The sequence below is a fragment of the Mycoplana rhizolycopersici genome (genome assembly GCF_013378445.1).
GTDB lineage: Bacteria > Pseudomonadota > Alphaproteobacteria > Rhizobiales > Rhizobiaceae > Mycoplana > Mycoplana rhizolycopersici.
Genome location: NZ_JABXYK010000003.1, coordinates 263,510 through 288,886, shown reverse-complemented (window position 1 = coordinate 288,886; position 25,377 = coordinate 263,510). Strand labels below are relative to the sequence as shown.

General features: G+C 63.9%; 22 protein-coding genes and 1 pseudogene. 11 read left to right on the top strand and 12 right to left on the bottom strand.

Going from position 1 to position 25,377, the window contains the following annotated elements; genetic code table 11:
- Positions 1 to 19: 19 nt before the first annotated feature.
- Positions 20 to 1,192 carry a ubiquinol oxidase subunit II gene (gene cyoA, locus HV823_RS06595; protein WP_176948938.1) on the bottom strand — a complete coding sequence of 391 codons (1,173 nt, stop codon included), beginning with the start codon at positions 1,190 to 1,192 and terminating at the stop codon, positions 20 to 22.
- 305 nt (positions 1,193 to 1,497) lie between these two features.
- On the opposite strand from cyoA, the gene HV823_RS06590 reads away from it, so the two are divergent.
- Positions 1,498 to 2,823, top strand: a complete 1,326-nt coding sequence (locus HV823_RS06590) for an MFS transporter (RefSeq protein WP_176948937.1) — start codon at positions 1,498 to 1,500, stop codon at positions 2,821 to 2,823.
- Between the two features lie 366 nt (positions 2,824 to 3,189).
- Here HV823_RS06590 and HV823_RS06585 read toward each other — a convergent pair whose 3' ends face one another.
- From HV823_RS06585 to HV823_RS06565, 5 genes are all read right to left on the bottom strand, one after another.
- A complete protein-coding gene (locus tag HV823_RS06585; protein WP_176948936.1) occupies positions 3,190 to 3,927 on the bottom strand; it encodes a DUF1003 domain-containing protein in 738 nt (245 codons plus the stop codon).
- Positions 3,928 to 4,135: 208 nt separating this feature from the next.
- Positions 4,136 to 5,740, bottom strand: a complete 1,605-nt coding sequence (locus HV823_RS06580; RefSeq protein ID WP_176948935.1) for a 5-guanidino-2-oxopentanoate decarboxylase — start codon at positions 5,738 to 5,740, stop codon at positions 4,136 to 4,138.
- Positions 5,737 to 6,927, bottom strand: coding sequence for a pyridoxal phosphate-dependent aminotransferase (locus HV823_RS06575; RefSeq protein ID WP_176948934.1), 1,191 nt, complete (start codon positions 6,925 to 6,927; stop codon positions 5,737 to 5,739). Before HV823_RS06575 ends, HV823_RS06580 begins: the two co-directional genes overlap by 4 nt.
- 16 nt (positions 6,928 to 6,943) lie before the next feature.
- Complete coding sequence (locus HV823_RS06570; protein WP_176948933.1) at positions 6,944 to 7,573, bottom strand: TetR family transcriptional regulator C-terminal domain-containing protein; 630 nt, start codon at positions 7,571 to 7,573, stop codon at positions 6,944 to 6,946.
- Entirely contained in the window at positions 7,570 to 8,448 is an 879-nt protein-coding gene (locus HV823_RS06565; protein ID WP_176948932.1) for a dimethylarginine dimethylaminohydrolase family protein, read from the bottom strand. Before HV823_RS06565 ends, HV823_RS06570 begins: the two co-directional genes overlap by 4 nt.
- 240 nt (positions 8,449 to 8,688) lie before the next feature.
- Between HV823_RS06565 and HV823_RS06560 the strand changes: the two genes are divergently transcribed.
- The 7 genes from HV823_RS06560 (at position 8,689) to HV823_RS06530 (ending at position 14,643) form a co-directional block, all read left to right on the top strand.
- Positions 8,689 to 9,462 carry an ABC transporter ATP-binding protein gene (locus HV823_RS06560; protein WP_176948931.1) on the top strand — a complete coding sequence of 258 codons (774 nt, stop codon included), beginning with the start codon at positions 8,689 to 8,691 and terminating at the stop codon, positions 9,460 to 9,462.
- A gap of 32 nt (positions 9,463 to 9,494) precedes the next feature.
- Positions 9,495 to 10,277 carry a transporter substrate-binding domain-containing protein gene (locus HV823_RS06555; protein ID WP_176948930.1) on the top strand — a complete coding sequence of 261 codons (783 nt, stop codon included), beginning with the start codon at positions 9,495 to 9,497 and terminating at the stop codon, positions 10,275 to 10,277.
- A gap of 64 nt (positions 10,278 to 10,341) precedes the next feature.
- Positions 10,342 to 11,073 (top strand): ABC transporter permease, encoded by a 732-nt coding sequence (locus HV823_RS06550; protein WP_176948929.1) that lies wholly within the window; start codon positions 10,342 to 10,344, stop codon positions 11,071 to 11,073.
- On the top strand, positions 11,073 to 11,894 hold the full coding sequence (locus tag HV823_RS06545; protein ID WP_176949075.1) for an ABC transporter permease: 822 nt from the start codon (positions 11,073 to 11,075) through the stop codon (positions 11,892 to 11,894). The genes HV823_RS06550 and HV823_RS06545 overlap by 1 nt, the downstream gene beginning before the upstream one ends.
- Before the next feature lies 1 nt (position 11,895).
- Positions 11,896 to 13,065, top strand: a complete 1,170-nt coding sequence (locus HV823_RS06540) for a M20 aminoacylase family protein (protein WP_176948928.1) — start codon at positions 11,896 to 11,898, stop codon at positions 13,063 to 13,065.
- A 153-nt stretch (positions 13,066 to 13,218) separates the two neighbouring features.
- Positions 13,219 to 13,461, top strand: a complete 243-nt coding sequence (locus tag HV823_RS06535; RefSeq protein ID WP_176948927.1) for a hypothetical protein — start codon at positions 13,219 to 13,221, stop codon at positions 13,459 to 13,461.
- 885 nt (positions 13,462 to 14,346) lie between these two features.
- Positions 14,347 to 14,643, top strand: coding sequence for a chorismate mutase family protein (locus HV823_RS06530; RefSeq protein ID WP_176948926.1), 297 nt, complete (start codon positions 14,347 to 14,349; stop codon positions 14,641 to 14,643).
- A gap of 28 nt (positions 14,644 to 14,671) precedes the next feature.
- Here the strand turns inward: HV823_RS06530 and galE are convergent, their stop codons facing one another.
- The 3 genes from galE to mscL all read right to left on the bottom strand — a co-directional run bounded on the left by galE (position 14,672) and on the right by mscL (position 17,477).
- A complete protein-coding gene (galE, locus tag HV823_RS06525) occupies positions 14,672 to 15,664 on the bottom strand; it encodes a UDP-glucose 4-epimerase GalE (RefSeq protein ID WP_176948925.1) in 993 nt (330 codons plus the stop codon).
- A 71-nt stretch (positions 15,665 to 15,735) separates the two neighbouring features.
- Positions 15,736 to 16,902, bottom strand: coding sequence for a pyridoxal phosphate-dependent aminotransferase (locus tag HV823_RS06520; protein ID WP_176948924.1), 1,167 nt, complete (start codon positions 16,900 to 16,902; stop codon positions 15,736 to 15,738).
- A gap of 143 nt (positions 16,903 to 17,045) precedes the next feature.
- On the bottom strand, positions 17,046 to 17,477 hold the full coding sequence (gene mscL, locus HV823_RS06515) for a large conductance mechanosensitive channel protein MscL (RefSeq protein ID WP_176948923.1): 432 nt from the start codon (positions 17,475 to 17,477) through the stop codon (positions 17,046 to 17,048).
- A gap of 202 nt (positions 17,478 to 17,679) precedes the next feature.
- Between mscL and HV823_RS06510 the strand changes: the two genes are divergently transcribed.
- The gene (locus HV823_RS06510) at positions 17,680 to 21,183 is read left to right on the top strand and encodes a PAS domain-containing hybrid sensor histidine kinase/response regulator (RefSeq protein ID WP_176948922.1); all 3,504 of its coding nucleotides are present in this window, start codon (positions 17,680 to 17,682) and stop codon (positions 21,181 to 21,183) included.
- A gap of 142 nt (positions 21,184 to 21,325) precedes the next feature.
- Here HV823_RS06510 and HV823_RS06505 read toward each other — a convergent pair whose 3' ends face one another.
- Together HV823_RS06505 and HV823_RS06500 are read right to left on the bottom strand one after the other, a co-directional pair.
- Positions 21,326 to 21,979 (bottom strand): response regulator transcription factor, encoded by a 654-nt coding sequence (locus HV823_RS06505; RefSeq protein ID WP_176948921.1) that lies wholly within the window; start codon positions 21,977 to 21,979, stop codon positions 21,326 to 21,328.
- Between the two features lie 72 nt (positions 21,980 to 22,051).
- On the bottom strand, positions 22,052 to 22,483 hold the full coding sequence (locus HV823_RS06500) for a hypothetical protein (RefSeq protein WP_176948920.1): 432 nt from the start codon (positions 22,481 to 22,483) through the stop codon (positions 22,052 to 22,054).
- A 113-nt stretch (positions 22,484 to 22,596) separates the two neighbouring features.
- Between HV823_RS06500 and HV823_RS06495 the strand changes: the two genes are divergently transcribed.
- Together HV823_RS06495 and HV823_RS06490 are read left to right on the top strand one after the other, a co-directional pair.
- A complete protein-coding gene (locus HV823_RS06495) occupies positions 22,597 to 22,941 on the top strand; it encodes a DUF952 domain-containing protein (RefSeq protein WP_176948919.1) in 345 nt (114 codons plus the stop codon).
- Position 22,942: 1 nt separating this feature from the next.
- The gene (locus HV823_RS06490; RefSeq protein ID WP_176948918.1) at positions 22,943 to 24,025 is read left to right on the top strand and encodes a quinone-dependent dihydroorotate dehydrogenase; all 1,083 of its coding nucleotides are present in this window, start codon (positions 22,943 to 22,945) and stop codon (positions 24,023 to 24,025) included.
- Here the strand turns inward: HV823_RS06490 and HV823_RS06485 are convergent.
- Positions 24,001 to 25,353: pseudogene (locus HV823_RS06485) on the bottom strand (MATE family efflux transporter). The gene HV823_RS06490 and the pseudogene HV823_RS06485 sit on opposite strands and share 25 nt — an antisense overlap.
- Positions 25,354 to 25,377: the final 24 nt, after the last annotated feature.

Genomic DNA, 25,377 nt, shown 5'->3' with positions numbered 1-25,377 from the left:
AATCTGCCAGAATGCGGCCCTAGGGCTGCGTGCTTTCATTTGTATTCAGTTGCGCCGGGGCCGGACCGCCCTGGCTGCCCTCCGGCAACGCGTGGCCCTCATGGGCATCGTGGTTCATGCCGTTCATCGAGGAACCGCCCTCGTCAACACCTTCCGCCGGCTCTTCGCTGCGGGGCGGATTGCCGGTCGCCGGATGCGTGGCTGCGGGCGCCTCCTCATTGGCGTGCCGGTTGTCGTATTCCAGCTTCTGGCGGTTCTCGCGGCTTTCGACGCCGCCGCCGCCCATCATGTCGATGTGCATCATTTCGCTCATGCACATCTGGCCGGGATGAACGCACATGTTGAGAATGGCGTTGAACAGCCCGTCTTCGACGGTCGCGAAATAGCGCACCGGCTCCCTGATGCTCGGCTTTTCGAGTTTGAGGTAGGCGTCGCGGTTCAGCGCCGTACCGTTCTGCTTCACGCGGGCGACCCATTCGTCGAAGCCGCCCTGCTGCAGGCCATGGAAGCGGAAACGCATGTGCGAGAAGCCGTCGCCGCTATAGTTGGCCGACAGGCCCTCGAAATCGCCTTCCTTATTGATGACGGCGTGCAACTGCGTCTGCATGCCGGGCATCGCATAGATCATGCCGGCAAGGGCGGGCACGTAGAACGAGTTCATCACCGAGGAAGCGGTGATCTTGAACTGGATCGGCACGTCGACCGGAGCGGCCATCTCGTTGACGGTGGCGATCCCGTATTCGGGGTAGAAGAACAGCCATTTCCAGTCCAGCGCCACGACTTCCACCACCAGCGGCTTGGTCTCGGCCGGGAGAGCGCGCTCGGCGTCGATCCGGTCGAGAGGCCGGTAGGGGTCGAGTTTGTGGGTACTGATCCAGGTGATCGCGCCGAGCGCGATGATGATGGCCAGCGGCGCCGACCAGATCACCACCTCAAGGCCCGTGGAGTGGTGCCACTCGGGATCGTACTTGGCGTTCGCATTGGAGTTGCGATAGCGCCAGGCGAAGAAGAAGGTCAGGCAGACCACCGGCACGATGATCAGCAGCATCAGCACGGTCGAGACCACGATGAGGTCTCTTTGCTGCATGGCGATATCGCCGGAGGGCGACATGACCACCATGTTACAGCCGGACAGTGCCAGCAGGAGCGGGAGAACGAACAAGCGTCCGACGAATTTTATCTGGTTAGACATTTCGGGCCTGAATTTGCATTTGTCTAGTTTGGGACTAATCGCGCCAAGGCATGTACGGGAATAGGGCCGTTCGTCGCAGTGCAACAAATTGTCGCAATGCAACATAACAACCATTGGTTTATTCAGCGTCAAAACGCCACCCACAGGCGCTGCTGCAGCCTGCAGTTCGTCAATCTAGGACGCGAATTTTGCCCGACCAGTGAGCGCGCGCCGCTGTTTGGCCGATTTTTCGCACAGTTCCTTGATCTCCGCGGTTCTTTGATCAACATTCCCTTGAGTGGCGGATATTCGCCAGGAGGAAAACTATGAGTACGGTCGCCCATCCCTCATCATCAGGTTTCGAAAGAGACGCGCGCCTCATCCACGGCGACAAGCCGGTTGCACCGGGCAGTGTTGCGATGGGTGTGATTATCGGTCGCATGTCGGAGTTTTTCGATTTCTTCGTCTACGGCCTGGGCTCCGTGCTCGTTTTCCCCAAGCTGGTCTTCCCGTTCGCACCGAGCCCGCTTGCGGCCATCATGATGTCGTTTGCGATTTTCCCGCTCGCCTTCCTCGCACGGCCGGTCGGCTCCTTCGTCTTCATGTGGATCGACCGCAACTTCGGCCGCGGAACCAAGCTCACCGTCGCCATCGTCGTTCTCGGCGGCTCGACCGCGTCGATCGCCTTCCTCCCCGGATATGAATCGATCGGCTACTGGTCTGTGGCGCTCCTGGCGCTCTTCCGTCTCGGACAGGGCTTCGCGCTTGGCGGGACCTGGGATGGGCTTGCCTCGCTTCTGAGCCTGAATGCGCCGCCGAACCGCCGCGGCTGGTATGCGATGATCCCGCAGCTCGGCGCTCCCTTCGGCTTCGCGCTCGCCAGCGTGCTGTTCGGCTACTTCGTCTCCAATCTTTCGGAAGCCGACTTCCTTGACTGGGGCTGGCGCTATCCGTTCTTCGTCGCGTTCGCCATCAACGTGGTTGCGCTGTTTGCGCGCCTGCGCATCGTCGCAAGCCCGGAATTCGGCGCGGCCATGGAAGCGCAGGAACTGCAGGCGCGGCCGGTCTTCGAGATGCTCAGCGTGCATGGCCGCGACGTCGTTCTCGGCGCTTTCGCCCCGCTGGCAAGCTTTGCGATGTTCCACCTCGTGACGATCTTCCCCCTGAGCTGGATCACCCTGCATGGTGGCCAGACGACCAGCGAGTTCCTGCGCGTGCAGGTCATTGGCGCCGCGGTCGGCCTCGTGGGCATCGTTCTGTCCGGCGTGCTTGCCGATCGCATCGGCCGGCGCAGCCAGCTGATGGTGGGCGCGGTGATCATCGCCCTGTTCTCCTTCTCCGCACCGTTCCTGCTCGATGCGGGCAGCACGGGCCAGGATGCGTTCATCATCATCGGCTTCGGCATCCTCGGCCTTTCGTTCGGGCAGGCCTCCGGCGTCGTCTCCTCGCGCTTCGGCCAGTACTACCGCTACACCGGGGCCGCGCTGACCTCCGACCTCGCCTGGCTTGTGGGCGCCGCCTTCGCGCCGCTCGTCGCACTCGGCCTTGCGAGCAACTTTGGCATCATCTTCATCGGTGGATATCTGATCTCCGGTGCAATCTGCACGCTGGTGGCACTGGGCGTCACACGCGCGCTCGATCACAACAGGTAGTGCCGGGGCGCTCGTCCCGTCTGATGCAGATATTGCGGGCCAGCGCCTAGGTGCCGGCCCGCTTTCTTTTGCAGATGAGCAGTTTGAAAGCGAAAGGTGAGCGCGCATAGCCGCCTCAACTGCGCCGATCGCGCCGCCGACACGGCGATCAACTGCCGTTCACATGAAAATTACCAATCCTGTCAGTAACCTGCGGAACAAATACGCCGGTCCAGCCGTCTTTATGACAGGTGCTTGTCACTGCACCTGCTCGGATTGGAGACCGAGCCAATTCCGGCGGGCCTGCCCCGCCGGCCTTTTTTTGCCCCAAAGACAATCGAAAAACGGCAGGGTGCCGGACGCCTGGCTCACGCTTTGGCCGCGAATTCAGTTCTGTTTCGCTGGAGGCTGGCGGCCTTCGAGAAGGTCGATCTGGATCTGCTGAAGCTCCGCCAGACGCTCCCACTGATGGGCCATCTGATGGTCGATCATGTCGTGCAACTGCCGGATTTCGAGTTCGGCGCGCAGGTTGACCATGTAGTCGTTCTCGGCCCGCAACCGGTCCTTTTCCTCCTGGCGCTTCTGGCTCATCATGATCACCGGAGCCTGCAGGGCCGCGACGCACGAAAGCATCAGATTGAGCAGGATGAAGGGATAGGGGTCGAAGCCGCCGCCGAGGAGGCCGACGACGTTGTAGGCCATCCATCCGACCAGCACGCAGCAGAAAGTGATGATGAAGCCCCAGGAACCGCCGAAAGCCGCCACATTGTCGGCGGCGCGCTGGCCGAAGCTCGCCTCCTGATCCTTTCGAAGGGCGCTGGCTGCGCTGACCTGCACCGAGGACACGCCGCGTTCGAAGCTTTCGAGCACCTGTCTGTCCAGGCTGGAAAGTTCTCCCCGCTCCTCTTCGAGCATATCGGCAACGTAGCGACGGCGATATTGCGACAGGTCGGCCGAGCAGATGCGGCTTTCCGGCGTCAGGTCCGCAACGTCCCTGGCAATCAGCCCGTAAATTCCCGGACGGATCGCCGAAGCGTGAAACAGCTGCACGGCGGGAAACGACTTGCCGCATACGGCGCAGGCAAGCATCTTGCCTGCTGCAGCGCCCGATCCGTTCCTGCCCATTGCGGCCTCATCTGCATTCACGACAACGAAGGCCACTGGAGCGGCTCCCGGCTGACTATAGCGCGGCCGGGCGGGGCGACAACCGCCCTTGAGCGCACTTGCAGCGCCAATGCGGGTTTCGATCTTTCAGGCTAGCGCCCGCCGCAACCTGCCCCTCATTTTACGCATGTCTTTCACGCAATCCCCAGCCCAGTCCTGTGCTCATTCCTCAGGCGGTAGCTCCCTTCGTCCGTGTCTGATGGATCTCGATCAGGCTAGGACCGTTGCGGGCGCCGGCCGCCTTCAGCGCCGCACCGAGATCGGCAACATCGGCAAGGCGTGTGCCCGGGACACCGTAGGCCTTCGCAATATCGAGAAAATCCGGCGCCGATGGCTTCACGCCCTCGGGCTCGATCCCCGATTCGACCATGTAGTTCTCGATCTCCTGGTAGCCGTCATTGTTCCAGACGAGGAAGATCACCTTCGCGCCCGCATCCACGGCCGATCCGACCTCGGCGAGAGAAAACTGGAAGCCGCCATCGCCGGTGAGACAGACGACCGGGCGGCCGGGGGCGCCGATCGCAGCCCCGATAGCTGCCGGTGGACCATAACCGAGCGCGCCAAAGCCCGTCGCCGCATTGAACCAGGACTGCGGGCGGTCCACGTCGAGGTAGAGATTGCCGGCATAGACGGCCTGCGTGGAATCACCCACCACGATCGCGTCCGGCAAGGCCTTGTAGATCATGCCCAGGACGCCGATCTCGGTGCGGATCTTCGGCGTCTGTTCCTCCCAGGCGGCGTCACGCGTTAATCGCGCCCGCTCGGCACCGCCGCTGCTGCGGGCGGCGACCAGGGAGAGCAGGCCATCGACTGCGGCTTCGACAGTGGAAAGCACGGGCAGTTCGGCGTGGGGCTCGCGGGAGAGCTGCAGGGCATCGATATCGACCCGCACGAAGGACGGCAGCGCCGGGAACGCGCCGTCGACATACATGTCGTAGTCGGTCTGGCCCATCTCCGTGCCAAGGCCGATGACGAGGTCGGCATCGGCAATCAGCGCACGCGTTGCCTTGAGGCTGGGACTTGCGGGGACACGCAACGGATGGTTTGCGAGCATGCCGCGGGCGTTGGTGGTCAGCACGACCGGCGCGTCGAGCCTTTCCGCCAGCGCCGTGACCGAACGGTCGGCGGAGGCTGCGCCGCCGCCACACATCAGTACGATGCGCTTTGCGCCGTCGCACAGCGATGCAGCCGCCTTGAGCGTCGCCTTGTCGGCGCTTGGGCGCGCCGGACGCGTCGGCTTGAGCGAAATGTCGCCGGCCGGAAGCGGCATGACGTCCGTCGGGATCTCGATATGCACCGGCCCGGGGCGGGCCGAGCCCATGATCGAAAAGGCGCGCGCGATGACGGATGGAAGATCGGCGGGATCGACCAGCGTGTGCGAATAGAGCGCAAAGCTCTTCATCATCGCCGCCTGGTCCGGCAGCTCGTGCAGGAGACCGCGCCCGTGTCCGAGCGAGCTCCTGCGGTTGACGCCGGAAATCACCAGCATCGGCACGGAATCCTGGCGCGCCTGCGCCATGGCCGTGATCGTATTGGTCAGGCCAGGCCCGGTGATCACCAGTGCTACGCCGGGCTTGCCGGTGACGCGCGCATAGCCATCCGCCATGAAGCCGGCACCCTGCTCGTGGCGCGGCGTGATGTGACGGATCTTCGAGCCGGCAAGGCCGCGATAGAGCTCGACGGTGTGAACGCCGGGAATGCCGAAGACCACCTCGACACCATTTGCCTCGAGGAGGTCCACCATCGCCTCCCCGACAGTCTTCACCCTCGTCATGCGCGCTTTTCCTTCCTGAAACCCGAGCGGGCGGCCATCGCGGAAATCCGCCGGCAAGCCTCGTCGATCTTTTCGTCCGGAACGGTCAGGCTGATGCGGATGAAGTCGCCGGCACCCTCGCCGAACGACGATCCCGGCATCACGGCGACCTGTTCCTCGTCGAGCAGCGCCCAGGCGAACGCCTCGCCATCCATGCCCGTTCCGGCGACATCGACAACGATGAACATGCCGGCTTCCGGAGGGAGCGGTATCAGCCCCGGAGCCTCGCCGAGGGCTGTGACGATGCGGTCGGCACGGCGCTTGTAGGCTGTACGCATCTTCGCCGAGGTATCGATCGGGTTGGTCAGGGCGTATGCCGTCATGTCGGCAATGAAAGGCTGCACGCCGAAAAGCATCGTCTCGGAGACGGAAAGCAGGCGGCTGGCAAATTCTGCCGGGCCGACCGCCCAGCCGCTTCTGAACCCCGGGGCGGCATGCGACTTCGAAATGGACGAGCAGACGATCGTCCGCTCCGCCAGTTCCGGATCGTCGAATGGCGAGGCGAAGGAGCCTGAAAAGACCAGTTCCTCGTAGACCTCGTCGCAGACGATCCAGAGATCGTGCCTGCGGCACACTTCGCCGATCGCGGCGATCTCGCCTGCTGTCAGCACGGCGCCGGTGGGATTGTGCGGGGTGTTGAGCAGCAGCACGCGGCATTGCGGTGTGACCGCCCGCTCAAGGTCGTCCGCCTGCATGTGAAAGCCGTTTTCCGCGCGCAGCGGTACGGTGACCTGGTCGGCGCCGGTGGCCCGGATGACGCCCTCATAGGTCGCATAGAGCGGGTCGCCCACCAGGACGGCATCGCCTTTTTCCACCAGCCCGAGCATGACGGCGAAGAGCCCCGTCTGCGTTCCAGGGAAGCAGAGCACGTTGTCGCTCGTGATACCCGCGCGGCGCTTCGAATATTTCTCGACCAGCGCCCTTACCACCGGCGGCTCGCCGCGGCCGTTGGAATAGCGGTAGCGCCCGGCATGCATGGCGCGTGTCGCTTCGGCGAGCAGGGCATCGTCCGGCGGCAGGTCGGGCTCGCCGATCGTCAGCTCGATGATGGGCTCGCCCTTCTCCTTGCGGCGACGCGCCTCGATATGGATCGCCCACTTTTCGGAACCGAGGCTTGCGAGCCTTTCCGTGATGGATGCGTAGCGCATCGCCTTTCTCCCATTCCTATTGCGTTGTCGCCGGTGCCCCGATCGGCAGACCGATCAGCGCCTCGATCGAAGTCAGAGCGATGGAAACCAGCTCGCGTTCCTCGAACAGCTCCCCGGCAAGGCACCCTTCCAGCCACAGGCCGTCGAGCAGGCCGTTGATGGCGATCGCCAGGGCCCGGCAGCGCGCGGGATCAGCCTCTTGCCCCTTGGCCTGCAGGAAATCCGCCAGCAGGCTCTCCAGCGCGTTGCGGAACCCGAGATAGCCCTCGCGGTGAATTGCCGCGAGCTGCGGATCGACGCTGACGCGGCTGATGAACGATGCCCAGAGCGAGAGACTCCGGCTGTTTGCCACCGGCTCGGTGAGGTTTATGACGATGAACGAGCGCAGCCGCTCCTCCGGGTCGCCCGTCACCCGCTCCGCCTTTTCCGTCAGCCGCGCGATCACCACACGGTAGGCTTCCTGCAGGATGTGTTCCTTGGAGGCGAAATAATGCCGGATGAGCCCCGCGGTGACCCCTGCCCTGATGGCGATCTGGCGCACCGTCGCACCCTGCAACCCGCTTTCGGCAATGCAGTCCAGCGTCGCCTCGATCAGGTCATGGCGGCGCTCGCCTTCAGGCGCACGGTGGAAGGTGCGCCGGCTCATGCCGCGCGCCGCAGGACCGGGCGGGTCAGGCAGGTCGGACCGCCTTCGCAGGCAATGCAGAGCGCATCGGCCTCGAAGGTCTCCACCACGCAGCCGGCCTCCTCCATCGCCGCCTTCGTCTTGGGGAAGCCAGCGACCATGATCACCTCGTTCGGCCGCGTCGGCAGCACGTTCAGCGACAGGCCGTTGCTGGCATGGAACTCGTCGGCCGGCGCCTCGATCAGGCGAATGCCGCGCTTCTTCAACTGCTGGTAGAACGCAGCCGGCAGAAGCGGGGCGAACACGAGCGCCAGGTCGCCTGCAAGCGGGCTCATCACGCTCATCAGGTGTAGGCAGGCCTCTTCGCCCTGCCAGAGCGGCAGGTCATAGGCGAGCACGGCGACGCCGTGAGGAGCAAGCATCCGCGTCAGCTGGTCGATGCCTTCCTGGTTGGAGCGCACGCCGCGGCCGACGACAAGCGTCTTTGCGTCCAGCCAGATGCAGTCGCCACCCTCCACAGTGCCCGGGGCCTCGATCCGTCCGAGGATCGGGATCTGGCGTTCGGCATAGGCCTTCTCGTGCAGCTCCGTCTCATCCACACGCAACGGCTTGCCCATGCGCAGCAGGATGGCGCCGTGGTCGGACATCAGCGAGGGATCGTGCGTGAACATGGCGTCCGCCAGCCCGTCGCCATTGTCCTCCAGCCAGATAATCTCGGTTCCCGACCGCTCCACCAGCCGCGCGAATTCGGCATACTGGCGCAAGGCTTTCTGGCCGTCGAAAGTCGGCCCGTAATGCCATTTTGCAGGGTCCGCCGCCGCCAGACTCGGCCCCGGTCGACGCATCATGACACGCAGCAGCGGCGCCGACATCTCCTGGGAACCGAAAGCGGACATTTCATACTCCTTTGTTTCGAAACAGTTTTCCGGCGGGACCGGGCAAAAAGCCGGCGGCGATGTTATTATACGCTTGAACAACTACGCCACAAGTGCAACGATGGTGTCAATGGAAGGATGCGACGAACACGAAGATGGACGCGCAAACGCAGATCGGCGCAAAGCAGGCTGCGCAAAAAGAACAGGGGAACATGGCATGAGCCACAAATACGTCTGCCGTGCGTCGGAGATGCCTATCCGATGACGGTTCGTGCCGAGGCTATCGCAGTCGAAAACCTGCACAAGCGCTTCGGGCCGCTGGAGGTCCTAAAAGGGGTTTCCCTTACTGCACATGAAGGCGACGTCATCGCCATTATCGGCGGTTCCGGATCCGGCAAATCCACCTTTCTACGCTGCATAAACATGCTGGAACTGCCGAGCGCGGGCACGGTGACGATTCATGGCGAGACGATCGCCATGAAAAAGGACGGGCACGGCGGGATGATGCCGGCGGACCGAAAGCAGGTGCAGCGCATCCGATCGCGGCTTGGCATGGTGTTCCAGAACTTCAACCTCTGGCAGCACATGACGATCCTGCAGAACGTGATCGAGGCTCCCGTGCATGTGCTTGGCGTACCGAAGGCCGAGGCCGTCGAACGGGCGGAAGCGCTGCTTCGCCGCGTCGGGCTCTACGAGAAGCGCGATGCCTTCCCGGCATTCCTCTCTGGTGGCCAGCAGCAGCGCGCCGCGATAGCGCGTGCGCTCGCAGTGCAGCCGCACGTCATGCTCTTCGACGAGCCGACCTCCGCGCTCGACCCCGAACTCGTCGGCGAGGTGCTGACGGTCATCGGCGATCTTGCGAAGGAGAAGCGGACGATGATCCTCGTCACGCACGAGATGAAGTTCGCCCGCAACGTCGCCAATCACATCGTCTTTCTCGCCAACGGCGTGATCGAGGAACAGGGGCCGCCGGAAGAGATATTCGGCGCCCCGAAATCGGAGCGCTTGAAGAAGTTCATCAGCTCTATCCACTGAAGAATACCAATAACCAACAGAGGGAAAATCGCATGAAGACCGCACTGAAGACGATCGCACTTGCCGCCGTCATCGGCCTTGCCGGCATTTCCGGCGCGATGGCGGAGCAACTCAAGGTCGGGTTCGCCGCCGAGCCCTATCCGCCGTTCGCCGCTCCCGACGCATCGGGCAACTGGGAAGGCTGGGAAGTGGACTTCATGAAGGCGCTCTGTGCCGAAGCCAAGCTCGACTGCGTCATCACCCCGGTCGCATGGGACGGCATCATTCCGGCGCTGACCACCAAGAAGATCGACATGATCATCGGCTCGATGTCGATCACCGCCGAGCGACTGAAGACGATCGACTTTTCCGACAAGTACTACAACACCCCGACCGGCATTATCGGGCCGAAGGGCGAGGACTTCGACGCCACCCCTGAAAAGCTGGCCGGCAAGACGATCGGCGTCCAGGTTGCAACCGTCCACCAGGCCTATGCGAACAAGTACTTCGGCGAGGCCGGTGCGACGATCAAGGAATACCAGACCCAGGACGAGGCCAACAACGACCTCGCCGCCGGCCGCCTCGACGCGGTGCAGGCAGACGCCATCGCGCTCGGTGCCTTCCTGGATTCCGACCAGGGCAAGGATTGCTGCGAGCTGAAGGGCAACGTGAAGGACGATCCCGACATTCTCGGCGCCGGCGTCGGCGTCGGATTGCGCCAGGGCGAGACGGAACTGAAGGAAAAGATCAACGCGGCGATCAAGGCGATCCGCTCCAACGGCACCTATGACGAATTTTCGAAGAAGTACTTCGACTTCGACATCTACGGCGGCTGATCAAGACTGAGCCGGGCTGGCGGCGGTGCCGCCGGCCCTTCCTCATCTTAGAAAAGAAGCATCCATGGCTGCCGATACCGCTTCCCTGATCAACTGGAGCCTGCTGGCGCTCGAACCTCCCGGTTGGGGTGGCGTGCTGCTGGCCGGATTGCTGAACTCGATCAAGATCGCGATCGGCGGCTATTCGCTCGGGCTGATCCTCGGCACGGGCGGCGCCTTCGGCAAGCTCTACGGCGGACCCGTGCTGAAGGACCTGCTCGAGGTCTATACGACGCTCGTGCGCGCAGTGCCCGAGCTCGTGCTGATCCTGCTGCTCTACTATGCGGGAACCGACCTCCTGAACCAGCTGATGACGGCGATCGGCTACGGCCCCGTCGACATCAGCGGACTTGCCGCCGGCATCTTCGTCATCGGCATCGTCCAGGGCGCCTATTCGACGGAGGTGCTGCGCGGGGCGATCAAGGCCGTTCCGGCGGGGCAGATCGAGGCTGCCCGCGCCTTCGGCATGTCGCCCGGCCAGATCATGCGGCGGGTGACCCTGCCGGCCATGCTGCCGCATGCCATTCCGGGCCTTTCCAATCTGTGGCTGATCTCGACGAAGGACACGGCCCTTCTCGCCGTCGTCGGCTTCAGCGAGCTGACGCTGGTGACGCGGCAGGCCGCCGGCAGCACCAAGGCCTATCTTCTCTTCTTCTGTGCCGCGGGCGCGCTCTACCTGGCGCTGACGCTGGTATCGAACGTCATCATCCGGCTGATCGAGGCGCGTGCACGGCGCGGCATGGCGGCGCCGGCATGATGAGCGATGACAACACCATCGGCGCGATGGCGCTGACCGAGCTGCCCGACCGCAAGGGGTTTCTCAAGCCGCACCGCATCATCCTGATGGCGATCGCCGCCGTACTCGTCTTCTGCGCCGCCTGGTTCATGCGCTGGGACTGGTTGCCGGAATACGGCTGGCGGCTGGCGCAGGGTGTCGGGGTCACGCTCCTGATGCTGTTCAGCACCTGCATCCTCGGCTTCCTCTTCGCCGTGCCGCTGGGTCTGGTGCAGGTGACCGGGCCTTGGCCGCTGAAGATGCTGGCCCGCGGATTCTGCACGATCATCCGCGGTACGCCGCTGCTGCTGCAGCTCTGGCTTCTCTACTACGGGCTTGGCTCGCTCTTCCCGCAGTTTCCGGCGATCCGCCAGTCCTTCCTCTGGCCCTATCTGCGCGAAGCCTGGCCCTATGGCGTCGCCGCGCTGACCATGTCGTTCGCCGCCTATGAGGGCGAGGTGATGCGGGGCGCCTTTGCCGGCGTTCCGGCGGGCGAGCTCGAGGCCGGCCGCGCCTATGGCATGAGCCGCTGGACGGTGTTTCGCCGCATCTGGCTGCCCCGCGCCATCCACCGGGCGCTGCCGACGCTGAACGGCGAGACGGTGCTGCAGCTCAAGGCAACGCCGCTCGTGGCGACGATCACCGTGATCGACGTCTATGCCGTCGTCTCCAAGATCCGCCAGATGACCTACCTGACCTACGAGCCGCTGCTGTTGCTGGCGCTCATCTATCTCTGCCTGACCGCCATTCTCGTCGTGGCGTTCCGCGCCCTCGAAAACAAGATCCCCACACGTGGTGCCTGACATGAACGTCCGCGCTTGCCTTACCAACGCCATCCCCGAACTGGTCGCAATCCGCCAGGATCTGCACGCCCATCCCGAACTGGGACTGGAGGAAGTGCGTACATCCGAGGTGATCGCCCGGCATCTGGAGGCCTACGGCTACAAGGTCAGCCGCGGCCTTGCCAAAACCGGCCTGGTCGCAACCCTTTCCAACGGCACGGGCCGCCGCTCCGTCGGGATCCGCGCCGATATCGATGCCCTGCCCATCCTCGAGGAGACAGGCCTCGCCTACGCCAGCAAGACGCCCGGCCTCATGCATGCCTGCGGCCATGACGGGCATACGGCAATGCTGCTCGGCGCCGCCCGCGCCATCGCCGAGCGGCGGAACTTCGACGGCACCGTCCACCTGATCTTCCAGCCGGCCGAGGAAAATTTCGGCGGCGCAAAGATCATGGTCGAGGAGGGGCTGTTCGATCGTTTCCCGTGCGACGCGGTCTTTGCGCTGCATAACGAGCCCGGACTGCCCTTCGGACAGTTCGCCTTTCGCGATGGCGCGATCATGGCCGCCGTTGACGAGGCGCGGATCACGCTCAACGGCCGCGGCGGGCACGGCGCGGAACCGCAGGAGACGGCCGATCCGATCGTGGCCGGCGCGTCGATCGTGATGGCATTGCAGACCATCGTTTCGCGCAACATCCATCCGCTGGATCCGACCGTCGTCACCGTCGGTTCCTTCCATGCGGGTTCGGCAAGCAACATCATCCCGGAGCGGGCCGAGATCGTCGTCGGCATCCGCTCCTTCGATCCGGCCGTGCGGGACGAGCTGGAACGGCGCATACGCCTGATTGCCGAGCGCCAGGCGGAAAGCTACGAGATGACGGCCACGGTCGCCTACCTCAGAAGCTACGACGCCACCATCAATCACGCGGCCGAGACGGATCTTCTGCGGGATATCGCCATTCGATTTGCCGGTCCGGAGAAGGTGGCGGACCTCCCACGCCCCTTCATGGGCAGCGAAGACTTCGCCTATATGCTGAAGGAACGCCCGGGCAGCTACTTCTTCCTCGGCGCGCGCGCATCCGAAAAGGACCGTCCGCTCCACCATCCGGGTTACAATTTCAACGACGACCTGCTGCCGATCGGGGCCGCTTTCTGGACCGAAGTGGTCGAGACCTATCTCAAACCGGCCTGAACCGAATCAGCTGTCGCCACGGCTCGGCAGCGGCTTAAACAAAATGTGACGATTTTTCGGCGGCGGCCACTTAACACGGGGCCACGATGCCCCATATGATCTTCTTGCATGCACGAGGATGTCCGATGTTCCCCGCAATCAGAGGACCTCAACATGAAGACATTCGTTGTATCGATCGCTGTCATGGCCTTTTCGGCCTTTAGTGCATTTGCAGCCACCACGACTTTCGACCGCGCACGGTTCGGTGACCCGATTATTGCGTCCAACGAGAGCATGATCGACCAAACAGTCACAGGTTCGGTCGACCAGCCAATTTGCAAGTTCGGCGTCAAGACGGTTCGCCGTTGCGTCGATCCATCGGCCAAACCGATAGAAGAAGGCGTCCGCAAGGACTGAGCCAAACATTTATGAGGCCCCCAGATGACCGCCCCATGCGGCGGGCGGTCAGGCGGGGGGCGCTCCCGCGGCGTGAATGCCGGTGCCCCGACATGAAACATTCTCACAGTGACGGCTGGCTTCGTGCTTGAGACCGGGAGGGCCGGTGCTACGGATTCTTCAGGCCAGCACGTCTCGGGATTTATATTAGCCATACTTAAAATACGAAATGCGAGGCCTATATACGCCAGAGGGGCGTGAGGGAGCGAACGGACTGTCCGTCATATCCGAGGACCTCGACATGAAGAAACTTGCGCTATCGGCTGCCGTCCTGGCGCTTTCCGCCACGACCGCCGCCGCCATTCCGAGCAGCTTCGGCTTACCGCATTTCGTGCAAATTGACGACGGATGGCTTGGCGATGGCCGGGCCGATAGACCCGTGAGGGGATCGATCGGCCGGCACGCCTGCGATCAACCGCACAGCGAATTGCGGTGTCCGGAATCGAGGGGCAACGACATTCGCGACACCGGACCGCGGAAGTGAACGCACCTAACTGATCACTGTGACACCCCCGGGGGCTTGTAAACCGTGCCCGACCGCGGCGGGTCCGTTCGGGTGCCCGCACAACGCCTCACCTAAGGTAAGCCACTGCCGGCCGCCGCAACTATTTAGTGCTTTTTAATTTAAGCCTCACTCAAGCTTCGTGATCTAGCTTGCACTTGGCCAGCATACGGGACCGCAGAAGATCAGGAGCAGGACCGCACCCTCCCTGTCATCTCGCGGTCCCTATGTGGCACAGCGCCGCCCGCGCGGCTTTGACCTTTTCTCTCCGCTTCTGCTTTGTTACAGCCACGGCGATGTCCGTGACGGCGGATGCAATGCAGGTCAGAGAAGCGGAGACGGGAATGCCCGATAAAGCAGCGGAATGCCAAACCATGGCGGATATCCGCGAGAACATCGACCGGATCGACAAGGAACTGATGGCGCTCTTTGCCGAACGCTGGACGTTCATCGGTCGCGCCGCCGAGATCAAGGCCGGCCTGGGACTGAAGGCCGACATTCCGGCACGCGTCGACGAAGTGCGCGCCAATGCCCGAGAGAACGCCAAGGCGCATGGTCTGGACGAAGCCTTCTACGATGATCTGTGGAACCGGCTCATCCGTCATTCGATCGCCCACGAGGCCGGGAAGCTCGGCGAGTAAGGGCCGGGACGCAGACCCCGGCTGCCTCTCACATCTGGTTGCGGCGGGCGAGATGGTCTTCCCAGTCGAGCGCGGTACGGACGATGAAGGCCAGGTCGTCGTATTGCGGCTGCCAGTTCAATTCCTTCATGGCCACCGCGGGGTTGGCGACGATCGACACCGCATCGCCGGGCCTGCGGCCGGCAACCCGCACCGGAAAATCGACACCGGAAACCTCCTTGACCCGATTCAACACCTCGAAAACCGAGAAGCCGCGGCCATAGCCGCAATTGGCGACGATCGAGCCGCCGCCCGCACGCATACGCTCCAGCGCCTTGAGATGGGCGTTGGCGAGATCGGACACGTGAATGTAGTCGCGCACGCAGGTTCCATCCGGCGTCGCATAGTCGGTGCCGTAGACATCCATGCCCTGCCGCTTGCCGAGCGCCGCCTCGGAGGCAACCTTGATGAGATGCGTCGCGCCCTTTGTCGACTGACCGGTGCGGCCGCGCGGGTCGGCGCCGGCGACGTTGAAATAACGTAGCGCCGTATAGGCGAAGTCATGCGCAAGTGCCGTGTCGCGCAGCATGATCTCCGTCATCAGCTTCGAGGAGCCGTAGGGCGATTCGGGCAGCAAGGGTTCGGTCTCGACGACCGGGTCGGCCGTCTGGGGGGTGCCGTAGACGGCAGCGGTGGAGGAGAAGACGAAATGCGGCACCTTCGCCTCGACTGCGGCCGCAATCAGCGCCCGCGACTTGACGGTATTGTTCTCGTAGTAGCTCAGCGGATCGGCGACGGATTCCGGAACGATGATGGAGCCGGCGAAGTGAATGATCGCATCGATCGCGTTCTCGGCGAAGATCTGCCGGAGCAGTTCGCGATCGGCGATGTCGCCTTCGTAGAAACGGGCTTCCGGGGCGATCGCCCAGCGAAAGCCGGTCGACAGCCGGTCGATAACCACGACCTCCTCGCCGGCATCGCAGAGCGCCCAGACCATATGGGAGCCGATATAGCCAGCTCCACCCGTTACCAGTACCGCCATCCGACGTCCCCCGAATCTGTTCAAAGTCGGCGCATAAAAGCGCGCCCGCAACAAAGAAGCAAATGTGGCGATCAGAGGGCGGCGATGTAACGCGACAGGCGCTCGGCCGCTTCCGCCACCTGCCCCGTATCGCGCAGGAAGCAGGCGCGCATGAACAGCGATCCGCCTTCGCCGAATGCCGTGCCGGGCGCGAGGCCGACGCCGGTCTTGTCGACGATGTCGAGCGCGGCCTTGCGGGCATCCTCGACCCCGTCGATCTTCAGGAAGGCGTAGATCGCGCCGTCCGGCTTCAACGTTTCCACCCTGTTGGTCGCAATCAGCGCGTCGCACAGCAGGTCGCGGGCGCGGGTGGCCTTGTCGATATTGGCGCGAACGAAATCGTCGCCATCGTCGAGCGCTGCAATCGCACCCTTCTGCATGAACTGCGCGACGCCGGAGGTCGAGTACTGGACCAGGTTCTCGATCACCTGCCCCATCTGCGGCGGCGCGACGATCCAGCCGACGCGCCAGCCGGTCATGGACCAGTTCTTGGAAAAGGAGTTCACGAAGACGACACGGTCGCCATCCTCCATCACGTCGAGAAAGGATGGCGCCCGGCCACCGGCATAGTGATACAGCGCGTAGATTTCGTCGGCGATGATCCACAGACCATTCCGGCGCGCGAGTTCCAGGATGGCCCGGAGGTCGTCATGAGTGGCGGTCCAGCCGGTAGGGTTGGACGGCGTGTTGACGAACAGCGCCTTGGTACGCGGGGTGATCGCAGCCTCCACCCTTTCAAGGTCCAGCCGCCAGCGACCGTCGGCGAACTGCAGCGGCACGGCGCGCGGATGAGCGCCCGCAAGCGATGCGGCAGCGGCGAAATTCGGCCAGGCCGGCGAGAGATAGACGATCTCGTCGCCGGGCGAGGAAAGCGCCTGCACCGCGAGCTGAATGGCCTGCATGCCGGAACCGACCACATAGAAATGTTCCGGGGAGAGGCTGTGGCCGAACTGGCGTTCGTAATAGCGCGAGAGGGCCTGGCGCAATTCAGGAATGCCGCGCTGCCAAGTGTAGAAAGTCTCGCCGGCCTTCAACGCCTCCATGGCAGCGTCGGAGATGAAAGCAGGCGTGGGAAGATCGCCCTCCCCGACCCAAAGCGGGATCAGCCCGTCGCGGTCGCGCGCATAATTGACCAGTTCTACGATGCCGCTTTCGGGCGCCTGCAGGGCGCGTGGGCTCACATTGCCGAGAATGTCCATCTTGTCTCCGTCGGGGAACGCCGCCAAACCTGCCCATATCTACCGGCAAACAACAACGCTTTCACGCCAGTTTATCTGACGCTCCGATCGATTTCGGTGATGGGAAGAGAGACCTCGGCGTGGCGCACCGAGGTCGTGTCCGGTCAGACCGCGGGGCGGCTCTTCAACAGGTCGCGAATTTCCGTCAGAAGCGCGACATCGGCCGGCGGGGGACCGGCTTCTTCGGCCTTCTGCTTTTCGACGCTGGCGCGAACGCGGTTCACGCCCTTGACCATCAGGAAGATGATCCAGGCGAGGATAACAAAATTGAGCGCGACAGTGATGAAGTTGCCGTAGGCGAAGACGGCGCCCTGCTCACGGGCAGCTGCAAGCGAGTTTGCGGTCACGTTCGACGAAAGCGGCAGGAAGTAGTTCGAGAAATCGAACCCGCCGCCGGTCATGGCACCGACGATCGGCATGACCAGGTCGTTGACGATCGAGTCGACAATCCTGCTGAATGCGGCACCGATGATCACACCGACGGCAAGGTCCATGACATTGCCTCGAGCGATGAACGCCTTGAATTCGTTGAGCATGCGCCTCTCCTGTTGCTGCGATCGGTTCAAACTAGTTCAGTTTTTGCCCGGATGGAACCACTCCGGCGCGATGCGCCGCAGTTTATGCAATCACCCGTCGCTTTCGGACTTAAGGCTAAGTCGCATCGGATTTTCTTCGTGGTTTGAATGGCCTATTGTGCCCGGCAGGCGGGCGGGGAGGCCCGCCGCATCCGGAGAACCCATGCTGTCTGGCTGGACTATTTTTGCCGCGGCCTTCGCCTATCTGCTGCTGCTCTTCGCCGTGGCCACCTATGGCGATCGGCGGACGCGCACGCCGGACGCCGCAAGCCGCGGCCGGCCGATGGTCTATGCGCTGAGCCTCGCCATCTACTGTACGTCCTGGACCTATTTCGGTGGCGTGGGGCTCGCAAGCGCGCAGGGGCTGGAGTTCTTCGGCATCTATATCGGGCCGATCCTGATGTTCACGCTCGGCCTGCCGCTGATCCGGCGCATCGTCAGCCTCGCCAAGTCCGAGCGGCTGACGTCGATCGCCGACTTTGTCGGCGCGCGTTACGGTAAAAGCCCGGGTGTCGCGGCCATCGTGGCGCTGATCGCGCTTATCGGCGCCGTTCCCTATATCGCGCTGCAGCTGAAGGCCGTTTCGAGTTCGGTCAAGGTCGTGGTCGATTTCTACGAATACGGCTTCGGCGAGAGCCATGCCTTCATCGACCTGCCCCTCATCGTGTCGCTTTGCCTAGCCTGCTTTGCGGTGGTCTTCGGAACGCGCCATACGGATGCGACGGAACATCAGGACGGTCTGATCCTGGCGATCTCGATGGAGTCGGTCGTCAAGCTGCTCGCCTTCGCCGCCGTCGGCATCTACGTCGTCTACTTCATGTTCGACGGCCTCGGCGACCTCTGGCTGCGCGCTGCCGAGAACGAGCACGTGACGGCGGCGCTCACCCACGAGACCCCGATCGCGCGCTGGCTGCTTCTCGTCGTTCTCTCAGCGTTTGCCATCGTCATGCTGCCGCGGCAGTTCCATGTGACGGTGGTCGAAAACCGCACCGCCGGCGAACTGCGCACGGCCGGGCTGCTGTTCCCGCTATACCTTCTGGCGATCAACCTGTTCGTCCTGCCCGTCGCCATCGGCGGCCTCATAGCCTTCCAAGGGCTCGGCGATTCCGACCTCTACGTATTGGCGCTGCCGCTGGCGCAGGGCCAGCCGCTTTTGACGCTCATCTCTTTCATCGGCGGCTTTTCAGCCGCAACCGCCATGGTCATCGTGGAATGCGTCGCGTTGTCCATCATGATCTCCAACGACATCGTCATTCCGGTGGTGCTGCGACGGAACCTGATCGGGCGCGGCGAACCGAACGAAGACCTGACGCGCACGCTGCTCCTGATCCGGCGCTTCTCGATCTTCTTCGTACTCCTGCTCGGCTACGCCTACTACCGGTTCTCGACCTCGAGCGCAGGGCTTGCCTCCATCGGCCTTCTGGCGTTCGCGGCCATTGCGCAGATTGCGCCCGCCCTGCTCGGCGGCCTTGTGTGGCGGCAGGCCAATGCCCGTGGAGCCATCGCGGGGATGGTGTCCGGTCTCGTCGTCTGGAGCTATCTGCTGTTTCTGCCGAGCCTCGGCGTCAGCGACAATTCCGGCATCGCATCGACGATCCTCGGCTTCCTGCTTCCGGGCGCGACCATTCTTTCCGGCGAACAGGCCGATCCGCTGGTTGCCGCTTCGGTCCTGTCGTTGATGGTCAATGTCGCAGCTTTCGTCATCGGCTCGCTGTCGCGCAGCACCACCAATATCGAGCGCCTGCAGGCCAACATCTTCATACGCACCCGCCCGCAGCTCGAGCGCGCATTTCGCGGCAGCAAGACGAAGGTGACGGTGCGCGACCTGAAGAACACCGTCTCCACCTATCTCGGCGAGGAGCGCACGGAGCGCTCGTTCCACACCTATGAGCGCCAGCTCGGCCGCTGGCTGGAAGACAGTGCGCCGGCCGATATCGCGCTGGTGCATTTCTCCGAGCAGGTCCTCGGCAGCGCGATCGGTTCATCGTCCGCACGCCTCGTCCTGTCCCTGACGCTGCAGCGGATCGACGAGACGGCGGCGGATACGAGCTGGCTGCTCGACCAGGCCAGCGAGGCGCTGCAGTATAATCAGGGCATGCTGCAGACCGCGCTCGGCCAGATGGACCAGGGCATTGCCGTGTTCGACAGTTCCGGCAACCTCACCGTCTGGAACCGCCGCTTCCGCGAGCTGCTCGACCTTCCAGAGCAGGTCGGGCAGGTCGGCTTTGCCCTCAGCGAAATGATCGATATCCTCGTTGAGGAAGGCCACATCGCTTCCGATGAACGGCGGACGATCCTCGATGGCGTCATGAACTTCGACCAGCCTTTCCAGCTCGTGCTCTCGGGTGGTCGCCGGATCGTGGAAGTCCTCTCGAATGCCATGCCGGCGCGCGGATTCGTCGCCACCTTCACCGACATCACCGAGCGGGTCGAGGCCGACCGCGCGCTCAAGCTCGCCAACGAAACGCTGGAATTGCGCGTGGCGGAGCGGACGGCGGAACTGACCCGGGTCAACAAGGAATTGGCCGAGGCGCGTGCGGCGGCCGAGGAGGCCAATCTCGGCAAGACGCGCTTCTTCGCCGCCGCCGGCCATGACATCCTGCAACCGCTGAATGCGGCCCGGCTCTATTCCTCCTCGCTGGTCGAACGGCTTGGCGACACGGACAACCACATGCTGGTGCGCAACATCGACTCGTCTCTAGAATCGGTGGAGACGATCCTGGGCGCCGTGCTCGACATTTCGCGCCTCGATACCGGCGCCATGAAGCCTCGCATGCAGGCCGTTCGGCTGGACGAGCTGTTCAAGCGGATCGAAACCGATTTTGCGCCCATGGCGCGCGCAAAAAACCTTTCCTTGAAGGTCGTTTCCACGTCGCTTGCCGTGCGGAGCGACCCGAACCTCCTGCGGCGGCTGGTGCAGAACCTGGTATCGAACGCGATCAAGTACACCAATAGCGGCAAAGTCCTTGTCGGTGTGCGCCGACAGGGAGGCAGCGCCTTCATTCAGGTGCTCGATACCGGCATTGGCATCCCGCCGTCGAAGTTCCGCACCGTGTTCAAGGAATTCGCCCGGCTCGACGAGGGTGCCAGAAATGCGCCGGGCCTCGGCCTCGGCCTTTCCATCGTCGACCGCATCTCGCGCGTTCTCGGCCACGCCGTCGATCTGCAATCGGTTCCCGGGCGCGGCACCAGCTTCAAGGTCCGGGTCCCGGTCGAGGCGGGAGCGAGCGGGAAGAAGGCGGCTGCGCCGAACGAGCCTGCGCCGGTGGCCGAACCGCTACGCGGCCTGCGGGTTCTCTGCATCGACAACGAGCCGGCAATCCTGGAGGGCATGCGTGTACTGCTTTCGGGCTGGGGCTGCGAGGTCGTCACGGCCGATTCTCTTCCGGCAGTCGAGGCGCTGATTTCGATGCCCATCGACCCACCGCATGCGGTGATTGCCGACTACCACCTCGGCGAAGGAACCGGGATCGACGCGATCGACCGGCTTCGCAAGGCCTACGGAGCGGAGCTGCCCGGCCTGCTCGTCACGGCGGACCGGTCGGCCGAGGTGCGCGCGCTTTCCGAGAGCCGGGATATCGTTCTGCAGAACAAGCCCGTCCGCCCGGCCTCGATGCGGGCCTGGCTGACACGTCTGGCAAGCCTGGAAAAGGCGGCAGCCGAATAGAGCGGGTTGCTGGAAGCCGGGAGCGCTTCCGAAATGCCGTGGCAGCCTCTCGCCACCTTCAGCTACCGGCTGGAACGCAGCGCCGGGACCGCTGACACGCAGGACGGCTGCCATGCTGACAGCGGGATGGCGTGCCGGTGGCTCAGGCGGCAGCGGCGGTCGCGCCGATCTTGCCGAGCTGGATGACGGCCTGGGTACGGCTGTCGACGTTGAGCTTCAGCAGGATCGCTGACACGTGCGCCTTGATCGTCGCTTCGGACACACCGAGTTCGTAGGCGATCTGCTTGTTAAGCAAGCCTTCCGCCAGCATCGACAGCACCCGCGACTGCTGCGGCGTGAGCGTGCGCAGCCGGCCGATCAGTTCTTCGATCTCCGCATCCGGCTCGGCACCGCGCTGGTAGCCGCCGGGCGTGTAGATGTTGCCGTCGAGAACGGCTGCGATCCCCTCGCGGATCTCCTCGATCGAGGCCGACTTGGAAATGAAGCCGGACGCACCGAGATCGAGAGCGCGACGAATGGTGGCGGAATCGTCACTCGCCGAGACGATGACGACCGGCAGGCCCGGATGTTCGGCCCTGAGTGTGACCAGGCCGGAGAGCCCGCTGGCCCCCGGCATGGAGAGATCCAGCAGGATGAGATCCGCATTCGGATTTTGTGAAGCGGAGGCGCGCGCGGTTTCGAAATCGCCGGCCTCGAGGACGACGGGGTGAGCCGCCATGCCGAGCAGCGCCTGCCGCAGCGCCCCCCTGAACAGCGGATGGTCGTCAGCAATGATGATCGTCATGCCTGTCGTCATGCGGGCTCCCTCCCAAGAGCACGGTCACGAAAGGTCCGCCGGAAAGCAGTGGCATAGACCACAGCGTCGCGCTCAGGTCCTGTCCGGCAGCGGTTCCGTCTGGGGAGCGACTTTGTCCTCCTCGCCCTCCAGATTTTTAACGATTGCCATAAAGCGCTGCATCATTCTTTCCATGATGCCCATGGTCCGGTCAATCTCTTCGTCCGTCGGAAGGCGCGGTTTGGGAACGGAAAGCGTGGATTCCTGCGCCTTTTCCAACGCCTCCACACGACGCGTCAGCAAATCGAGCTCGTTTTCAAAGGCGGTGCGCTCGTCGGCCGCCATGCGGCAGGCGATCTGGCCGGTCGTCTCCTTGCAGATCGAGACTTCGCCGGTAACGGTGTCGAGCCGCACGAATCCGTCGGCGGTCCGCTCCATCTGGTATCGCCCCTCGCCTTCGGCAAAGCCCGAAGCGGGCACCAGAAGCGGCGCGAGCGCGACCAACCCGACAATCATCCTGCGCATGCAATGTCCTCCTCAAAAAGCGCTTGCCGGACGGCGAATTGACCGTGGACTTTCCCGCCGCAATGCTGCAAGCGCTAGCCGGAAAGCCACCCGCACCGAGCAGGAAGAGCGCCATGTCCGAAATAATATACAAGATCGTTCCGACAAGTCTGTGGCAATCCGCACGTGAGAAGGGCAGCTTCGAGGGCGCGCCGGTCGATCTTGCCGACGGCTTCATCCATTTCTCTACCGCCGCCCAGGCGCCCGAGACGGCTGCGAAGCACTTCGCCGGCCAGTCGGACCTGCTTCTGGTCGCGATCGACGGTGCAGCGCTGGGTGCAGCCCTGGTCTACGAACCATCGCGCGGCGGCCAGCTCTTTCCCCACCTCTACGGTGCGCTGCCGCTGGATGCGGTGCTTTGGGAAAAGGCCCTTCCGCTCGACGCCAATGGCACGCACCAGTTTCCGGAGATGAACTGACATGGCGCTGGCAGATCTCGCCCGCAAGGGACTTTTCCTGTTCGATCCGGAGACGGCGCACGGACTGTCGATCGCAGCACTGAAGAGCGGCCTGGTGCCGGTTTGCCCGCAGAAGACCGATCCGCGCCTGCGGCAGACGGTTGCCGGCCTCGAATTTTTCAATCCCCTCGGCATGGCGGCCGGCTACGACAAGAATGCAGAGGTGCCCGAGGCCTTGCTGCGCCTCGGTTTCGGTTTTGCCGAGATCGGTACCGTCACGCCGAAGCCGCAATCCGGTAATCCGAAGCCGCGCATCTTCCGGCTGGCCGGCGACGAGGCGGTGATTAACCGGCTGGGCTTCAACAACGAGGGCCATGCCGCCGCCCTCGAGCGGCTGAAATCGTGCGCCCGAGACGCTCTGATCGGCGTCAACATCGGCGCCAACAAGGACAGCGAGGATCGCGTCGCCGACTACGTGGCCGGCATCCGTACCTTCTATGACGTCGCGCGCTACTTCACCGCCAACATCTCCTCGCCGAACACCCCGGGCCTGCGCGACCTGCAGGCGCGTGAAAGCCTCGCGGCACTGCTTTCGGCGGTGCTTGCCGCCCGTGCCGAGCAGGCAGCGCAAAGCGGCCGCCGCGTTCCCGTGTTCCTGAAGATCGCGCCCGACCTTGCCGAAGAGGGACTGGACGACATCGCCGAGGTGTCACTGGCACATGACCTCGACGGGCTGATCGTCTCCAACACCACGCTGTCACGCGACGGCCTTTCCGACCGCACGCACGCGAACGAAGCCGGCGGCCTGTCAGGCAAGCCGCTGTTTGCCCGGTCGACCGCCGTGCTTGCCAAGATGCGCAAGCGTGTCGGCGAGGCCTTGCCGATCATCGGCGTCGGCGGCGTCAATTCGGCAGAAACGGCAGCGGAGAAGATCCGCGCCGGCGCCGACCTCGTGCAGCTCTATTCCTGCATGGTCTATGCCGGTCCCGGCCTGCCGGCCTCGATCGTCAAGGGCCTCTCGGCGCTCTGCGACCGGGAGCGGCTGGCCTCGATTCGCGACATCCGCGGCACGCGCACCGGCTACTGGGCCGAAAAGAACCTCTGAGCGGCGAGCCGGCGCACGCGGGCGGCCAGAAAAAGCCCGCGGCAAGCAAGGAAGACGTTGAGCGCCAGCCAGAGGCCATGATTGCCGTAATACGGCACGAACACGGCAAGGGCTAACAGGTAGACGAGAAACGAGAGCAGCATCATGTTGCGCATCGTGGCCGACCATGTGGCGCCGATGTAGACGCCGTCCATCTGGAAGGCGAGCGCACCGGTGATCGCCGTCACCGCCGCCCAGGGGAGATAGGCTGCGGCCTCGGCGCGCACACTCGGCGTCGTGGTCAGAAGGCCGATCACGGCCGGACCGAAGACCAGGAAAATCACGGCCGAAGCGATGCCGAGTCCGAAGGACCAGACGAGGGTCAGCCGGACGGCGCGATCGAAGGCCGGCCGACAGCGGGCGCCGATCGCCCTGCCGACGATCTGCTCGGCCGCATTCGCCAGCCCGTCCAGATAGTAGCTGGCGACGAGGAAGATGTTCATCAGCACGGCATTGGCGGCGAGCGCAACCGGGCCGAACGAGGTGCCGATACGCGTCATCAGGATAAATGCGCCGAGAAGCACGAAGGTACGGATCAGGATATCGCGATTGAGCGCAAACAGCGCCCGCATGCGCGGCAGCGAGAAGATCGTGCTCCAGGGTGACCGGTCGGCCGCCTTGAAACCGCGGATGACGACGAAGAGCCCCAGGAGCATGCCGGCGGTCTCGCCGATCAGGGCGCCGGCGGCGATACCTGCAACGCCGTAGCCCCAGTGAAGCCCCAAAAGAATGGCGAGCACGATGTTCACGCCGTTGATGGTCGCCTGCAGCAGAAGTCCCGTCGTGCCCTGCCCGCGGCCAAGCACGAAGCCGAGAATTGCATAGTTCGCAAGGGCCATTGGCCCGCCGAGGATGCGGATCGCAAAATAGGCGAGCGTCGCCTAGGCGACGCCCGGTGGCGGAGCCATCACCACGAGCCCGGCGCTGGAAAGCAGCGGTGAAGCTGCGGCAATGGCGAAGCCGCAACAGAGCGCGATGGCAAGCGATCGCCAGAAGATCGCCTGCTGTTCGGCATTGTCTCCCCTGCCGTACGCCTGTGCGACGAGGCCGGTCGTCGCGGCCCGCAGGAAATTGAAGCTGCCGAGGATCAGGTCGAAAAGCACGGCACCGACTGCGAGCCCGGCCAGCGCATCGGCCGAGCCGAGGCGGCCGGCGACCGCCGTGTTCGTCAGGCCGAGAAGCGGTGTCGTCAAAAAGCCGAGCGTCATCGGAACGGCGATCGAAAGGACGAGGCGGTGTGTCACCTCGAAGGCCCCGCCTGCTTCGTCCGAACTTTCAGATACCGCCATCCGACCGCCCCCGCGTCAGCCAAA

Bases quoted from the DNA above. Each gene is read 5' to 3' on its own strand.
- cyoA (WP_176948938.1), bottom strand. From the start codon at position 1,192: ATGTCTAACCAGATAAAATTCGTCGGACGCTTGTTCGTTCTCCCGCTC.
- HV823_RS06590 (WP_176948937.1), top strand. From the start codon at position 1,498: ATGAGTACGGTCGCCCATCCCTCATCATCAGGTTTCGAAAGAGACGCG.
- HV823_RS06585 (WP_176948936.1), bottom strand. From the start codon at position 3,927: ATGGGCAGGAACGGATCGGGCGCTGCAGCAGGCAAGATGCTTGCCTGC.
- HV823_RS06580 (WP_176948935.1), bottom strand. From the start codon at position 5,740: ATGACGAGGGTGAAGACTGTCGGGGAGGCGATGGTGGACCTCCTCGAG.
- HV823_RS06575 (WP_176948934.1), bottom strand. From the start codon at position 6,927: ATGCGCTACGCATCCATCACGGAAAGGCTCGCAAGCCTCGGTTCCGAA.
- HV823_RS06570 (WP_176948933.1), bottom strand. From the start codon at position 7,573: ATGAGCCGGCGCACCTTCCACCGTGCGCCTGAAGGCGAGCGCCGCCAT.
- HV823_RS06565 (WP_176948932.1), bottom strand. From the start codon at position 8,448: ATGTCCGCTTTCGGTTCCCAGGAGATGTCGGCGCCGCTGCTGCGTGTC.
- HV823_RS06560 (WP_176948931.1), top strand. From the start codon at position 8,689: ATGACGGTTCGTGCCGAGGCTATCGCAGTCGAAAACCTGCACAAGCGC.
- HV823_RS06555 (WP_176948930.1), top strand. From the start codon at position 9,495: ATGAAGACCGCACTGAAGACGATCGCACTTGCCGCCGTCATCGGCCTT.
- HV823_RS06550 (WP_176948929.1), top strand. From the start codon at position 10,342: ATGGCTGCCGATACCGCTTCCCTGATCAACTGGAGCCTGCTGGCGCTC.
- HV823_RS06545 (WP_176949075.1), top strand. From the start codon at position 11,073: ATGAGCGATGACAACACCATCGGCGCGATGGCGCTGACCGAGCTGCCC.
- HV823_RS06540 (WP_176948928.1), top strand. From the start codon at position 11,896: ATGAACGTCCGCGCTTGCCTTACCAACGCCATCCCCGAACTGGTCGCA.
- HV823_RS06535 (WP_176948927.1), top strand. From the start codon at position 13,219: ATGAAGACATTCGTTGTATCGATCGCTGTCATGGCCTTTTCGGCCTTT.
- HV823_RS06530 (WP_176948926.1), top strand. From the start codon at position 14,347: ATGCCCGATAAAGCAGCGGAATGCCAAACCATGGCGGATATCCGCGAG.
- galE (WP_176948925.1), bottom strand. From the start codon at position 15,664: ATGGCGGTACTGGTAACGGGTGGAGCTGGCTATATCGGCTCCCATATG.
- HV823_RS06520 (WP_176948924.1), bottom strand. From the start codon at position 16,902: ATGGACATTCTCGGCAATGTGAGCCCACGCGCCCTGCAGGCGCCCGAA.
- mscL (WP_176948923.1), bottom strand. From the start codon at position 17,477: ATGCTCAACGAATTCAAGGCGTTCATCGCTCGAGGCAATGTCATGGAC.
- HV823_RS06510 (WP_176948922.1), top strand. From the start codon at position 17,680: ATGCTGTCTGGCTGGACTATTTTTGCCGCGGCCTTCGCCTATCTGCTG.
- HV823_RS06505 (WP_176948921.1), bottom strand. From the start codon at position 21,979: ATGACGACAGGCATGACGATCATCATTGCTGACGACCATCCGCTGTTC.
- HV823_RS06500 (WP_176948920.1), bottom strand. From the start codon at position 22,483: ATGCGCAGGATGATTGTCGGGTTGGTCGCGCTCGCGCCGCTTCTGGTG.
- HV823_RS06495 (WP_176948919.1), top strand. From the start codon at position 22,597: ATGTCCGAAATAATATACAAGATCGTTCCGACAAGTCTGTGGCAATCC.
- HV823_RS06490 (WP_176948918.1), top strand. From the start codon at position 22,943: ATGGCGCTGGCAGATCTCGCCCGCAAGGGACTTTTCCTGTTCGATCCG.